Here is a 13,971-nt window from a genome sequence, read left to right as displayed (position 1 = left end):
CAGACGTCCATGCGCCCGCATCAGCGAAACGCCGCCCCGACCACCGGGGCGGTATGACTCCGCAGGGACCGCGGCCGGTCAGCCTCAGCGCCGAGGTCCGAACCAAGCATGTCCAGTGAAAGCCCCGCTGCCGCCAGGCAGACGCCCCGCAAAGGGCGCACCACCTCCGCGATCCTGATCGAATTTCTCGGGTCCATGAACCTGGCCATCACGCTGCTGGTGGCGCTGGGGATCGGGTCTATCATTGGGACCGTGCTCGTCCAGGAGCGGACCTGGTCCGAGCACATGATCGACTTCGGGCCCTTCTGGTTCGAGGTGTTCCGCCGGCTGGGGCTCTACGATGTCTATTCCGCCAGCTGGTACCTGGCCATCCTTACCTTCCTGGTCATCTCCACCAGCGTGTGCATGTACCGCTACACGCCCACCGTCCTCAAGGAGATGACCCGCTACCGCGATCACTACCAGGCGACCTCCCTGCGGGCGCTGAGTAACCAGCGCGAGTGGACCATGGGCCTGGTACCGGAGCAGGCGCGTGAGGCCACACAGCAGACCTTCCGCAACAAGGGCTTTCGCTTCCGCGACAAGTCCCGGAAGAACGGGCAGGTGCTTTACGCCGGCATGAAGGGGCGGAGTAACCGGCTGGGCTACATCTTCACCCACGCTGCGATCGTCGTGATCTGTGTCGGGGGGCTGATCGATGGCGACCTGTTGCTCAAGTGGAACGAGTGGCGGGGCAACCTACAGGTCGAAACCCGGGACGATATACCGGTCTCCCAGATCGACGACAGCAGGAAGCTGCCGGTGCGGCCCGGATCCTTCCGCGGCACCACCAACATCCCCGAGGGGCGGGCAGCCAATGTTACCTTCCTGCCCCTGCGCGACGGCTACGTGGTGCAGGAACTGCCCTTCACCATCCTGGTGGAGGATTTCCGGATTCAGCACTACCCCGATGGCCAGCCACGTTCTTACGAGAGTGACCTGCGGATCATCGACCAGGAGTATGACAAGGAGTTCACCCAGACCATCCGGGTCAACGAACCGCTGACCTACCGCGGCCACTCGATTTACCAGGCCAGTTTTGGTGACGGGGGCTCCAACCTCGACCTGCGTATCTGGCCCCTGCGTGGCGGGACCGAGGGCGTGGAGCAGTTGGAGGCCAAGGTGTTCTCCCAGGCGGAGGTGAACATCGGTGGCCAGCGCTACACCCTCTCGATCGAGGACTTCGAGCTCGCCAACGTCCGCCCCGACGAATTGATGGAAGGGGGAACCCGGCACCGGAATGTGGGGCCGACCTTCAATTACAGCATGCGGATGCGCGATGGGCGCGTGCTGGAGTTCGAGAACTACATGCTGCCCATCCGGATCGACGGCCGCGACTATTACCTGAGCGGCGTGCGGCCCTCGCCGGACCAGCCCTTCCGGTACCTGCATATCCCGGCCGGGCCGGACCGCAGTCTCGATCGCTTCATGACCTTCCTGGACAACCTTCGCCAGACCGAGCCCCGGCGGGAGGCGGCGCGCTCGGCCGCGCGTTACGTCCTGCTCGAGCTGGGGATGGTCGAGGACCAGGAGCAGGCGCGGCAGCTGTCGGGTCAGATGGCGCTGTCCGCCGAGCAGATGATCCAGCAGCTGCTCCAGGAGGGGTTTGAGGCGGTCAGCGAGGGCGTTGAGGCACGGGTACAGGCCGGGGCCAACGACCCGGAACAGCAGGCCCTGCTGAGGGACTTCTCCCACATGCTGCTCGAGCGCACCCTCACCAACGCCTACCACAACGCCGTGGCCGAGGAGGCCGGGGTGCAGTCGGTCAGTGATATGGGCGGACTGACCGAGGATGATCGGCTCTTCTACGAGGAGGCATTGGCAGCGCTCTCCGCCCTTCCGGGCTACACCTCACCCATTTTCCTGGAACTGACCGGGTTTGAGCAGGTCCAATCCACTGGGCTGATGATCGCCCGCGCACCGGGTGCCGGCATCGTCTATTTTGGGAGTGCGATGCTCGTCTTGGGGCTGTTCCTCATGTTTTACGTACCCCACCGCCGCCTCTGGGCGCTGGTGGAACAGGACGAGTCCGCAGGCCGGACCCGAATCCTGCTGGCCGGGGTGGGGCAGCGTGACCCCAAGGCCTTTGGCAAGGAATTTGAGAGGGTGGCGCAGGAACTGGACCTGCGTCTCCGACTGGCGGAGTCGAAGGGCGGCGAGGAGGTTAAGACCTGATGTCTACCACCCAGGAAAAACTGGCTAATGAGCTGAAAGACCACGAGCGTGGTGCGTACTTCCGGCGGCTCTCCGCGTTCGACTGGATCTGGGCGCTGGCCTGCATCGGCGGCGGGTTGAGTGCCTACCTCCTCTACGGCGAATACATGGCCTATTACGAGGAGATCATCCTGGCACTGACGGTGGCCTGGCTGATCCCCCAAGGCTGGCACTGGAAGGCGGCCCGCCCCTTCACGCTGATCGTGGGTGCCCTGTCGGTGCTCGCGGTGAGTATCTACCCCGATCTGGGCGCGGCGCAGGAGAGCTTCCTGCTCAACTACCTGCTCTCCAGCCAGTCGGCCATCATGTGGATGTGCGTCTTCTTCCTGGGCGCCACGGTCCTGTACTTCGCGGACCTGGTGCTGAGCGGCGGTGATCGCGACGCCTTCCTTGGCAAAGTGGCCACCGCCTTCACCTGGCTGGGCTCCGGCGCGGGCCTGCTGGGTTTGCTGGTGCGCTGGTGGGAGACCCACCTGCACGGCCCGGGCATGGGCTACTTCCCGGTCAGCAACCTCTACGAGGTGTTCGTCCTGCTGGCCTTCACCACGGCGTTGATCTACCTGTATTACGAGGGTCGGTTCCGGACCCGCGCCCTGGGTGGTTTCGTGATGCTGGTGGTCTCGGCCAGCATCGGCTTCCTGCTCTGGTACCACTTCGGTCAGGAGGCCCACCATATCGAGCCGCTCATCCCCGCCCTGCAGAGCTGGTGGATGAAAGTGCACGTGCCCACCAACTTTGTCGCCTACGGCGCTTTCGGTGTGGCGGCCATGGTCGGGGTGGCCTACCTGGTGCGGGCCCGGTCCCATCCGGAGAGCAAGGCGGCGCAGCGCCTGCCCAGCTTCGATCAGATGGACGATCTGATGTACAAGTGCATCGCGCTGGGCTTCGCCTTCTTCACCATCGCCACCATTCTCGGTGCCCTCTGGGCGGCCGAAGCCTGGGGCGGTTACTGGAGCTGGGACCCGAAGGAGACCTGGTCGCTGATCGTCTGGCTCAACTACGCTGCCTGGCTGCACATGCGATTCACCAAGGGCTGGCGGGGTACGCCGATGGCCTGGTGGTCCATCCTGGGGCTGCTGGTGACCACCTTCTGCTTCCTCGGGGTTAACATCTTCCTCTCCGGCCTGCATTCTTACGGTGAGCTGTAAACCGATGAGCCCAAAGCGACTGTTTATACTGATGTTCGCCCTGCTGGCCCTGCCCGGCCTGGCAGGGGCGTTCGAGGCGGGCCGCGACTACCGGGTGTTCGAGGAACCGCGTCGGACGACCAGCGGTGACCAGGTGGAGATCACCGAGTTCTTCGCCTACAGCTGCCCGGCCTGCCGAGCGTTCAACGGTCCCTTACATGAGTGGTACGAACAGACGGACCTGGACGTGAAGCTGGTCCGGGTGCCGATCCCGCTGAGGGCGCAGGACCAGGCCCACGTGCAGGCCTATTTCACCGCCGAGGCGCTCGGCGTGGTGGAAGAGGTGCACGACGACATCTACACGGCGCTGCACGACGACGGTAGGCCATTGCAGAACCAGGCGCAGTTCCGCGACTTCTTCCAGGAGCGCGGCGTGGACGCCCAGGACTTTGACCAAGCCTGGGACTCCCGCGTGGTGCAGACCCGCACCCGGAGGGCCATGGCCACGGCACAGGACTACGGTGTGCGCAGCACACCCACCGTGGCGGTGGATGGGCGCTACCTCACGGCCGGCGGTCAGGCCGGATCCCGTGAGCAGATGATCGAGCTCATTGAGCAGCTTGCCGAGCGGCGTCAGGAGGAGCGCTCGGCGGAGTAGGAGGCCGATGACCGTACTCTCGCATCGCACTCCGGAGGGCGCCTTCACGGCGTTGGATCCAGTGATCGAACGCGACCCGCCGCGGGTGTTGCGGGTGATGAGTTACAACATCCAGAGTGGTCTGGAAACCAGCCGTTACCACCACTACTTCACCCGCGGCTGGCGGCACTTCTGGCCCTCGCCCAGCCGCGAGGGCAACCTGGACCGCATGAGCCACATGCTCCACGACTACGATCTGGTGGGGCTGCAGGAGGTGGATGCGGGCAGTTTCCGCACTGGCTACGTCAACCAGGTGGAGTACCTGGCCCGCCGGGGCACCTTCCCCTACTGGTACTACCAGACCAACCGCAATCTGGGCCGCATCGCCCAGCACAGCAATGGCCTGCTGACCCGGTTCCGTCCCGCCTCCATCGATGAACACGCCCTGCCGGGGCGGGTGCCCGGCCGGGGCGCCCTGCACATGCGCTTCGGTGGTCCGGGCGAAGCACTGAACGTGATCATTGTGCACCTGGCCCTGTCGCGGCGGGCGCGCATGACCCAGCTGGGCTACCTGACCGACCTGATCAACGACCACCGCCACGTCATCGTGATGGGGGACTTCAACTGCCATTCGCGCAGCCCGGAGTTTGCCCGGATGGTCAGCTGCACCGAACTGCTGGAGCCGGTGCACGATCTGCATACGTTTCCGTCCTGGAAACCGCACCGGAATATCGACCACATCCTGCTCTCCGAGTCCCTGGACGTCAGCCATGTCCGGGTGCTCGACTATCCGCTGTCCGATCACCTGCCGATCACCATGGATGTGGCCTTGCCGGACGGGGTGCAGCTGATCGGCTGATGCCGGCGGTTCCCGCCGCAGCGTGGGCTGTACTATGCTGCCGGGGGTTTGTGGGCGATGGATCACAATGATCGGGCCGTGGGCCTTGCCCCGGCCCAGAGGGGGGAACATGGCACTGAATCAGCGCACTTCCATCCACGGGCAGTGGGGCTCCCGCTGGGCCTTCATCCTGGCGGCCACCGGCTCGGCTGTCGGGCTGGGTAATATCTGGCGCTTTCCCTACGTGGTGGGTGAGAGCGGTGGTGGTGCCTTCGTGCTGGTCTACCAGCTGTTCGTGCTCGCCATCGGTATCCCGGTGATGATGGGTGAGATCCTGCTCGGCCGGCATGGGCGGCAGAGTCCTATCAATACCCTGAAGTCCCTCTGCGTGGACTACGGTACCCACCGGTTGTGGACCCTGCTGGGCTGGCTCGGCGTATTGGCCGGGTTCATCATCCTGTCCTTCTACAGCGTCGTGGCGGGCTGGTCGCTCGCTTACGTGCCCATGACCGCCGGTGGGGCGTTTGTGGACGCTAGTGCCGAGCGGGTGGGGGAGATCTTCCAGGGGTTGCTCGACCGCCCCCTGGAGTTGCTGCTCTGGCACAGCGTGTTCATGGCCATGTGCTTTGCGGTGGTCTCCCGCGGCGTGCGCAGCGGGCTGGAGAAGGCGGTGCGTTTCCTGATGCCGGCGTTGTTCCTGCTCCTGATCCTGCTGGTCGGTTACGGCATGGGGGCCGGGGCGTTTGCCGAATCGCTGCACTACCTGTTCGTGCCTAGCCTGCGGGAATTGCTTGCCGGGGGCGAGGCGGGCTCGCTGGGCGCACTGATGCTGGGGGCCGTGGGCCAGGCCTTCTTCACGCTCAGCCTGGGCATGGGGGCCATCATGGTGTACGGCTCCTATCTGTCCTCCCGCTCCTCCATCCCGCAGAACTCCGTGATTATCGCCGGCTCCGACACCGCGATCGCCCTGATCGCCGGCCTGGCCGTCTTCCCCATCGTCTTCGCCGTGGGCCTGGAGCCCGACTCCGGCGCCGGCCTGGTGTTCATCACCCTGTCGGCCGGGTTCGGCCAGATGCCCGCCGGAGCCCTGTTCGGCACGCTGTTCTTCGTGCTGCTCAGCTTCGCTGCCTGGACCTCCGCCATCTCCATCATGGAGCCGGCCACGGCCTACCTGGTGGAGAACCGGGGTTGGAGCCGTCGCCGTGGGGCGGCGGTGGTCGCGCTGGCGGCCTGGGCCATGGGTATCCTCTCGGCGCTGTCACTGAACGTGATGAGCGGGCTCACCGTGGCCGGGATGGGCTTCATGGACCTGATGGAGTTCCTGACCTTCGCTGTGATGCTGCCGCTGGGCGGGCTGCTGGTGGCGCTCTATGTGGGCTGGGTGCTGCCGCGCCGGGTGGCTGAGGCGGAGCTCCAGCTCAGCCACCCGGTGTTCAACGCCTGGTTGATGCTGATTCGCTGGCTGGTACCGCTGGCCATCGCCCTGGTGTTCCTGAACGCCCTGGGTGTCTTCTGACGGGGGCGCCCCGGCGTGCCGAGAGGCTGGTGAATGCGTTAAGCTTGCGGCACATTGCAACCGGGCCGTCAGCATGAGTACGCCAGTCGTGAAACGCATCCTGCTCGGGATCACCGGCGGGATCGCCGCCTACAAGACACCGGACCTGGTCCGCCGCCTGCGCGAGCGGGGTGTGGCGGTGCGGGTGGTGATGACGCAGGGCGCGCAGGCGTTCATCACCCCGCTCACGCTGCAGGCGGTCTCCGCCGAAAGGGTGGCCACCGACCTGCTGGACGCCGAGGCGGAGGCGGCCATGGGGCATATCGAACTGGCGCGCTGGGCCGATCAGGTGCTGATTGCCCCGGCCAGCGCCGATTGCCTCGCCCGCCTGGCCCACGGCTTCGCCGATGATCTGCTGACCACCCTCTGCCTGGCCACCGAGGCACCGATCGCGGTGGCCCCGGCCATGAATCGGGTGATGTGGCAGGCGCCGGCCACCCGCGCCAACTGCGAGCTGCTGGCCGAGCGGGGGGTCCGCTTCCTGGGCCCTGGTGAGGGCGACCAGGCCTGCGGCGAGAGCGGCTCCGGGCGCATGCTGGAACCGCTGGACCTGGTGGCCGCCCTGTTGGACGGGCCGACCGAAACGGCCACCGCGGGCCCCCTCGCCGGCCGGACGGTGCTGATCACCTCCGGCCCCACCCGCGAGGCGCTCGACCCGGTGCGCTACCTGACCAATCACAGCTCGGGGAAGATGGGCCACGCCCTGGCCGAGGCGGCACGTGACGCCGGTGCCCGGGTGGTGCTGGTCAGCGGGCCCAGCCGCCTGTCGGCGCCGGCCGGCGTGGAGGCCGTCGCCGTGGAGAGCGCGCGCGATATGCACCGTGAGGTTATGGCGCGGGTGGGCGAGATGGACCTTTTCATCGGCGCTGCCGCGGTAGCCGACTACCGGCCGGAGCAGAGCGCCGGGCGCAAGATCAAGAAATCGGATAGCGACACCGCGCTGCGCCTGGTGCCGAACCCGGACATCCTGCGTGAGGTGGCCGCGCTGGGCGAGGGCCGCCCCTTTACCGTCGGCTTTGCCGCCGAGACGGACGACCTGGCGCGGCATGCGCGGGACAAGCTGGACCGCAAGCGCCTGGACATGATCGCCGCCAACTGGGTGGGGGCCGACCGCGGTTTTCACGCCGACGACAACGCCCTGGAGGTCTACTGGCCCGGGGACGGACACGCCAGCCTGGCCCGCGCCGACAAGCCGGCCCTGGCCCGTCAACTCATCCAATTGATCGCTGAGCACTACCATGCCCGAAGCCGTGGAACTGAAAATCCTTGACCCCCGCCTTGGCAACGACTGGCCGATGCCCGCCTACGCCACCGACGGCTCCGCCGGGGTGGACCTGCGGGCCTGCCTGGACGCCCCGCTGACCCTGGCGCCCGGCCAGACCGAGCTGCTGCCCAGCGGTATCGCGGTTCACATGGCTGATGCCAACATGGCCGCCACGGTGCTGCCGCGCTCCGGGCTGGGGCACAAGCACGGCATCGTGCTGGGCAACCTGGTGGGCCTGATCGATTCCGACTACCAGGGGCAGATCTTCATCTCTTGCTGGAATCGTAGCGACCAGCCCTTCGTGGTGGAGCCCGGCGAGCGGGTGGCGCAACTGGTTTTCGTGCCAGTGTTGCGTCCGGCATTCCAGGTGGTGGACGAATTTACCCCCAGCGAGCGGGGGGACGGCGGTTTCGGGCACACCGGACGGCATTGAAACCGGCCCCGGTGGGGAGCTGGTGTCGAGGGTGGGTCATTCCTTCAGGCCGACTTTGCGCGCCGAGCAACGCAGGAAAAACCAGAACCAGAGGACCGGACGTACCATGACCGAGAAGCAGGATCAGGCGCCAGGCCTGCCCGACAGCATCTTCCGCACCTATGACATCCGCGGCATCGTCACCGAGGGCTTCGATGCGGACGTGGCGCGCCTACTGGGGCGGGCTATCGGCAGCGAGGCGGCGGACCATGGCCAGCAGCAGGTGGTGGTGGCCCGCGACGGCCGGCTGTCCAGTCCGGAGCTGGTCGCCGGATTGACGGAGGGGCTGCAGCAGGCCGGCCGCGACGTGATCGACCTGGGCTGCGTGCCTACCCCCCTGATGTACTTCGCCACCCATCACCTGGACACCGGCGCCGGCGTGATGGTTACCGGCAGCCATAACCCGCCGGAATACAACGGCATGAAGATCATGGCCGGTGGCCGGACGCTCTCCGGCGATGACATCCAGGACCTGCGTCGCCGGGTCCACGAGGGGGACTACGTGGCGGCGGCCAGGCCCGGTGGTCGCCAGGCCCACGACATCGTCCCCGACTACCTGGCCCGCATCACCGGCGACGTGAAGCTGGCGCGGCCGCTGCGGGTGGTGCTGGATGCCGGCAATGGCGTGGCAGGTGCGGTGGCACCGCAGTTGTTCGAGGGGCTGGGCTGCCAGGTGGAGGCGCTCTACTGCGAGGTGGACGGCCGCTTCCCCAACCACCACCCGGACCCGGCGGACCCCGACAACCTGGCGGAGTTGATCGAACGCGTGCAGGCCAGCGGGGCCGACGTGGGCCTGGCCTTTGACGGTGACGGCGATCGGCTCGGCGTGGTGGACAGCGAGGGAGGGGTGATCTGGCCGGACCGGCAGCTGATGCTCTACGCCCAGGACGTGCTCTCGCGCCGCCCGGGAGAACCGGTGATCTTCGACGTGAAGTGCTCGGCGGACCTGGCTAACGTGATCCGCGAGGCCGGCGGGGAACCCTGCATGTGGAAGACGGGGCACTCGCTCATCAAGTCCAAGCTAAAGGAGACCGGTGCGCCGCTGGCGGGGGAGATGAGCGGGCATATCTTCTTCGAGGAGCGCTGGTATGGCTTTGACGACGCGCTCTACACCGGTGCCCGCCTGCTGGAGATCCTGGCCGCACGCGGAGGCAGCAGTGCGGAGGTCTTCGCCGCCATTCCCGATGCGGTGAGTACGCCAGAGCTGCGGGTAAACCTGCAGGAGGGTGAACCCACCCCGCTGATGGAGCGCCTGCTGACCGCCGGTCGCGAGCGTTTCACCGACGCCACGTTGCATACCATTGACGGGCTGCGGGTGGAATTCCCGGACGGCTGGGGCCTGATCCGCAGCTCCAACACCACGCCGAGCCTGGTGCTGCGGTTCGAGGCCGACGACGAGGCGGCACTGGAGCGGATCAAGGCGGCGTTCCGGGCCCTGCTGAACAGCGTGCAGGAGGGGCTGGAACTGCCCTTCTGATCACCAGCTTCGGTGACAAGCTCGTCGAAGTCTCAGCCTAACCAGGTGTCGTGTCGTCTTGTGGGGCGGCTATTGCCCCTCAGGGGTGTAGGCAGCAGGGATGCTGCCTACAAGCCCCCAGGGATGGGTTCACGGCGTCCCCTGAGGGGCAATAGCCGCCCCGCAAGACGACCCAGCCGCAGCCTGCCCCCATCGCTACCGCTCACCCAACAACAAAAACCCCGGCCCGCCATGCAGCGAACCGGGGCCACAAAGCAGGGGGAACTCCCCCTGATCAACGCGTGCTGCTTCAGGACACCTTCGGGTCCAGCTCCCCGCTCGCGTAGCGATCCACCATGTCCATCAGCCCGATGGGCTTGATCTTCGAGCCCTGCCCGGCGCTGCCAAAGGCCTCGTAGCGTGCCTTGCAGATGTCCTTCATGGCCGCCGTGGCCGCCTTCAGGAACTTGCGCGGGTCGAAGTTGGACGGGTTCTCCGCCAGGTGGCGGCGTACCGCACCGGTGGCGGCCAGGCGCAGGTCGGTGTCGACGTTCACCTTGCGCACCCCGTGGCGGATCCCCTCCTGGATCTCCTCCACTGGCACCCCGTAGGTCTCCGGCATTTCGCCGCCGTACTGGTTGATGATCTCCAGCCACTCCTGCGGCACCGACGAGGAGCCGTGCATCACCAGGTGCGTATCCGGGATGCGGGCGTGGATCGCCTTGATCCGGTCAATGGCCAGGATATCCCCGGTCGGCGGGCGGGTGAACTTGTACGCCCCGTGGCTGGTACCGATGGCGATGGCCAGCGCGTCCACGTGGGTCTCGCGGACAAACTGGGCGGCCTCTTCCGGGTCGGTCAGCAGCATCTCCTTGGACAGCTTGCCTTCGGCGCCGGAACCGTCCTCCTCGCCGGCCTCGCCCGTCTCCAGCGAGCCCAGGCAGCCCAGCTCGCCCTCCACCGAGACACCGCCGGCATGGGCCATCTCGCAGACCGTGCGGGTCACCCGTGCGTTGTAGTCGTAGTCAGCCGGCGTCTTCATGTCCTCGCGCAGCGAGCCGTCCATCATTACCGAGGTGAAGCCGCTCTGGATCGAGCGCAGGCAGACCGCCGGCGAGGCGCCGTGGTCCTGGTGGATGCACAGCGGCACCTCGGGGTACTGCTCTACGGCCGCATGCATCATGTGGCGGAAGAAGGGCTCGCCGGCGTACTTGCGGGCGCCAGCGGAGCTCTGCAGGATCACCGGGCTGTCGGTCTCCCGGGCCGCCTCCATGATGGCGTGGAACTGCTCCATGTTATTGGCGTTGAATGCGGGCATGCCGTAGCCGTGCTCGGCGGCATGGTCCAGCAGTTGTCGCAGCGTGATGAGCGCCATGGTTTTCCTCCGTTGCCGAAAAGTCGGGCCTGACACGCAGGCCGGAATACCGGAAATCGCGCCCGTCCCGGTAGGGGACGGGCGTTATCAGTCAGATGGGGAGGCCCTTTCCGGGCCTTCCAGCAGATCCCCTACCTTCACCACTTTCATGGTGTCCGTGCCGCCAGCCACGCCCATGTGGCTGCCGAAGGTCAGCACCAGGTGATCGTCCTCGGTGACTAGCTGCTTCTCCAGCAGCGTCTTGACCAGGCGCTGCCGGACGCTGTCGGCGTCGCCATGGGTGGGGTCGAAGGCGATGGGGTAAACCCCGCGGTAGAGGGTGACCCGCCCCTGGGTGGCCGGATGGCGGGTGAGAGCGTAGATGGGAATGCCCGAGCGGATGCGCGACATCCAAAGGGCGGTGGTGCCGGACTCCGTCAGCGCGATGATCGCCTTCACCGGCAGGTGGTTGGCCGTGTACATGGCGGCCATGGCCACCGCCTCCTCGGCGCTACCGAAGCGGCACTCCAGGCGGTGGCCGGACTCGGTGGCGGCGCGGCTCTTCTCTGCTTCGCGGCATACCCGGTCCATCGCCGCTACCGCGCCGTCCGGGTACTGGCCGGCCGCGGTCTCCGCCGAGAGCATCACCGCGTCGGTGCCATCCAGCACCGCGTTGGCCACGTCAAAGACCTCCGCCCGGGTGGGCAGCGGGCTGTCGATCATGGACTCCATCATCTGGGTGGCGGTGATCACCACCCGGTTGAGGTCGCGCGCCTGCTGAATCAGCCGTTTCTGCACCTGGGGCAGGGCGGCATCGCCGATCTCCACCCCCAGGTCACCGCGGGCCACCATGATGGCATCGGCGGCCTCGATGATGTCCACGGCACCGTCCATCGCCTCCGCCCGCTCCATCTTGGCCACGATGCCGGCGTTGCCGCCGGCCGCGTGCAGCAGCTCCCGGGCACGGTGCACGTCTGCCGGCTCACGGACAAACGAGACGGCGAGATAGTCGGCCTCCAGTGAAACGGCCGTGCGGATATCGGCCTCGTCCTTATCGGTGAGCGCCTCGGCGGACAGTCCGCCCCCCAGGCGGTTCAGCCCCTTGCGGTTGGACAGCCGGCCCCCGGTGGCCACCCGGCAGCGGATCGCCGTGTCGGTGACGGCCTCCACCGTCAACAGCACCCGGCCGTCGTCGAGCAGTAGGGTGTCGCCGGCGTGGACGTCCCTGACCAACTCGGGGTAGGCCACGCCCACCCGCTCCTGATCGCCGGCATCCTTGTCCAGGGTGGTGTCCAGGGTGAAGGGCGCGCCTTCCTCCAGGTCCACCGCGCCGTCGCGAAAACCCTCGATGCGGATCTTGGGCCCCTGCAGGTCGGCCAGCACGCCCACCTGGCGGCCGGCCTCGCGGGCGGCCTGGCGGACGGTTTCCACCCGGCGGCGGTGGTCCGCCACCGTGCCGTGGGAGAAATTGATCCGGACCAGGTCCACCCCGGCGGCGACCAGGCGGGCAGCCATGTTGGGGCCGTCGGAGGCCGGCCCCAGGGTGGCGATGATCTTGGTGCGACGAGGTGTCGGCATGGCATTCACCGCTGGGCGCGGGCCTCCAGCATGGCCACGGCGGGCAGGGTCTTGCCCTCCAGGAACTCCAGGAAGGCGCCGCCGCCGGTGGAGATGTAGGAGATGCGGTCGGCAAGGCCGTATTTCTCCACGGCGGCCACGGTGTCGCCCCCGCCGGCAATGGAGAAGCCGTCGCTGCCGGCGATGGCCTCACCCAGCTTGCGGGTGCCCTCGCCGAACTGGTCGAACTCGAACACGCCCACCGGGCCGTTCCAGACGATGGTGCCGGCCTGGCGCATCATTTCGGCGTAGCGCTGCGCGGTGTCCGGGCCGATGTCGAAGATCATGTCCTCGGCGTCCACCTCCTCGACGCGCTTGACCACCGCCTGGGTGTCGGCGCTGAACTCGCGCCCGACCACCACGTCGGTGGGCACGGGGATCTCGCCACCGTTGGCCCGGGCGGCGGCCATCAGCTCCCGGGCCTTGTCCACCAGGTCGGCCTCGTACAGCGATTTGCCCACCGGGTGGCCAGCAGCCGCGATGAAGGTGTTGGCGATGCCGCCGCCCACGATCAGCTGATCCACCTTGCCGGACAGGGTTTCCAGCACCTCCAGCTTGGTGGAGACCTTGGAGCCGCCGACGATGGCGGTCATCGGCCGCTGCGGGGCCTCCAGCGCCTGGCCCAGGGCCTCCAGCTCGGCCGCCAGCAGTGGGCCGGCACAGGCCACCGGGGCATACTGACCCACGCCGTGGGTGGAGGCCTGGGCGCGGTGGGCGGTGCCGAAGGCGTCCATCACGTAGACATCGCACAGGGCCGCCATGCGCCGGGACAGCGCCTCGTCGTTCTTCTTCTCGCCGACGTTGAAGCGGACGTTCTCGCAGAGCACCGCCCGCCCATCGTCCACCTCGACGCCGTCCAGCCAGTCCTGCACCAGGGGCACATCCTGGCCCAGCAGCCCGCTCAGGTGGTCGGCTACCGGTTGCAGGGAGGCGGCGGGGTCCGGTTCGCCCTCCTTGGGGCGGCCCAGGTGCGAGAGCAGGATCACCCGGGCGCCGGCCTCCAGCGCGTGGCGGATGGTGGGCAGCGAGGCGCGGATGCGGGTGTCGTCGGCGACCTGGCCCTCCTTCAGGGGAACGTTGAGGTCCTCGCGGATGAGGACGCGCTTACCCTTGAGGTCGAGGTCGGTCATCTTGATGACGGCCATGGTGTCTCCCTTCGATGTTGAGTCGTTCAGGTACCGGGTTCGCTGGAGCGCAAGTGTCCCGTTACCGGCGCCCCGGCGCAAGTGAGGCCGTGCCGGGTGCCGGTTGCAGGGTTTCCGCCCAGGCCACCACTGCCTCCGGCGTGAAACCGAAGTGCTCGTAGAGCGCCGGCCCCGGGGCCGACTCGCCGAAGGTCTCCATGCCGATCACCCGGCCCCGGTCGCCCAGCAGCGCCTGCCAGGGCATCGGGTGGGC

Annotated in this window: 12 protein-coding genes; 8 read left to right on the top strand and 4 right to left on the bottom strand. The window is 67.4% G+C overall.

Going from position 1 to position 13,971, the window contains the following annotated elements:
• Positions 1-108: 108 nt before the first annotated feature.
• The 8 genes from DFR31_RS12955 to DFR31_RS12920 all read left to right on the top strand — a co-directional run bounded on the left by DFR31_RS12955 (position 109) and on the right by DFR31_RS12920 (position 9,623).
• Entirely contained in the window at positions 109-2,214 is a 2,106-nt protein-coding gene (locus tag DFR31_RS12955; RefSeq protein ID WP_121443119.1) for a cytochrome c biogenesis protein ResB, read from the top strand.
• Positions 2,214-3,401, top strand: a complete 1,188-nt coding sequence (gene ccsB / locus DFR31_RS12950; protein ID WP_121443118.1) for a c-type cytochrome biogenesis protein CcsB — start codon at positions 2,214-2,216, stop codon at positions 3,399-3,401. The genes DFR31_RS12955 and ccsB overlap by 1 nt, the downstream gene beginning before the upstream one ends.
• Positions 3,402-3,405: 4 nt before the next feature.
• The gene (locus DFR31_RS12945) at positions 3,406-4,038 is read left to right on the top strand and encodes a thiol:disulfide interchange protein DsbA/DsbL (RefSeq protein WP_121443117.1); all 633 of its coding nucleotides are present in this window, start codon (positions 3,406-3,408) and stop codon (positions 4,036-4,038) included.
• 7 nt (positions 4,039-4,045) lie between these two features.
• A complete protein-coding gene (locus DFR31_RS12940) occupies positions 4,046-4,876 on the top strand; it encodes an endonuclease/exonuclease/phosphatase family protein (RefSeq protein WP_121443116.1) in 831 nt (276 codons plus the stop codon).
• A gap of 109 nt (positions 4,877-4,985) precedes the next feature.
• Positions 4,986-6,371: a sodium-dependent transporter gene (locus tag DFR31_RS12935; RefSeq protein WP_121443115.1), complete on the top strand. Its 1,386-nt coding sequence runs from the start codon at positions 4,986-4,988 to the stop codon at positions 6,369-6,371.
• A 73-nt stretch (positions 6,372-6,444) separates the two neighbouring features.
• Positions 6,445-7,680 (top strand): bifunctional phosphopantothenoylcysteine decarboxylase/phosphopantothenate--cysteine ligase CoaBC, encoded by a 1,236-nt coding sequence (coaBC, locus tag DFR31_RS12930; RefSeq protein ID WP_121443114.1) that lies wholly within the window; start codon positions 6,445-6,447, stop codon positions 7,678-7,680.
• Positions 7,649-8,107, top strand: a complete 459-nt coding sequence (dut, locus tag DFR31_RS12925; protein WP_121443113.1) for a dUTP diphosphatase — start codon at positions 7,649-7,651, stop codon at positions 8,105-8,107. Before coaBC ends, dut begins: the two co-directional genes overlap by 32 nt.
• Before the next feature lie 106 nt (positions 8,108-8,213).
• Positions 8,214-9,623, top strand: coding sequence for a phosphomannomutase/phosphoglucomutase (locus tag DFR31_RS12920; RefSeq protein WP_121443112.1), 1,410 nt, complete (start codon positions 8,214-8,216; stop codon positions 9,621-9,623).
• Positions 9,624-9,912: 289 nt separating this feature from the next.
• Here the strand turns inward: DFR31_RS12920 and fba are convergent, their stop codons facing one another.
• The 4 genes from fba to DFR31_RS12900 form a co-directional block, all read right to left on the bottom strand.
• Positions 9,913-10,977, bottom strand: coding sequence for a class II fructose-bisphosphate aldolase (gene fba, locus DFR31_RS12915; RefSeq protein WP_121443111.1), 1,065 nt, complete (start codon positions 10,975-10,977; stop codon positions 9,913-9,915).
• An 87-nt stretch (positions 10,978-11,064) separates the two neighbouring features.
• Positions 11,065-12,534, bottom strand: a complete 1,470-nt coding sequence (pyk, locus tag DFR31_RS12910; protein ID WP_121443178.1) for a pyruvate kinase — start codon at positions 12,532-12,534, stop codon at positions 11,065-11,067.
• A gap of 5 nt (positions 12,535-12,539) precedes the next feature.
• A complete protein-coding gene (locus DFR31_RS12905; protein ID WP_121443110.1) occupies positions 12,540-13,718 on the bottom strand; it encodes a phosphoglycerate kinase in 1,179 nt (392 codons plus the stop codon).
• 61 nt (positions 13,719-13,779) lie between these two features.
• A partial coding sequence (locus tag DFR31_RS12900) for a transketolase-like TK C-terminal-containing protein (protein WP_147436982.1) occupies positions 13,780-13,971 on the bottom strand: 192 nt, incomplete at its 5' end.

The sequence above is a fragment of the Alkalispirillum mobile genome (assembly GCF_003664325.1).
Taxonomy (GTDB): Bacteria; Pseudomonadota; Gammaproteobacteria; order Nitrococcales; family Halorhodospiraceae; genus Alkalilimnicola; species Alkalilimnicola mobilis.
This window is presented reverse-complemented; position numbering and strand designations above follow the sequence as displayed.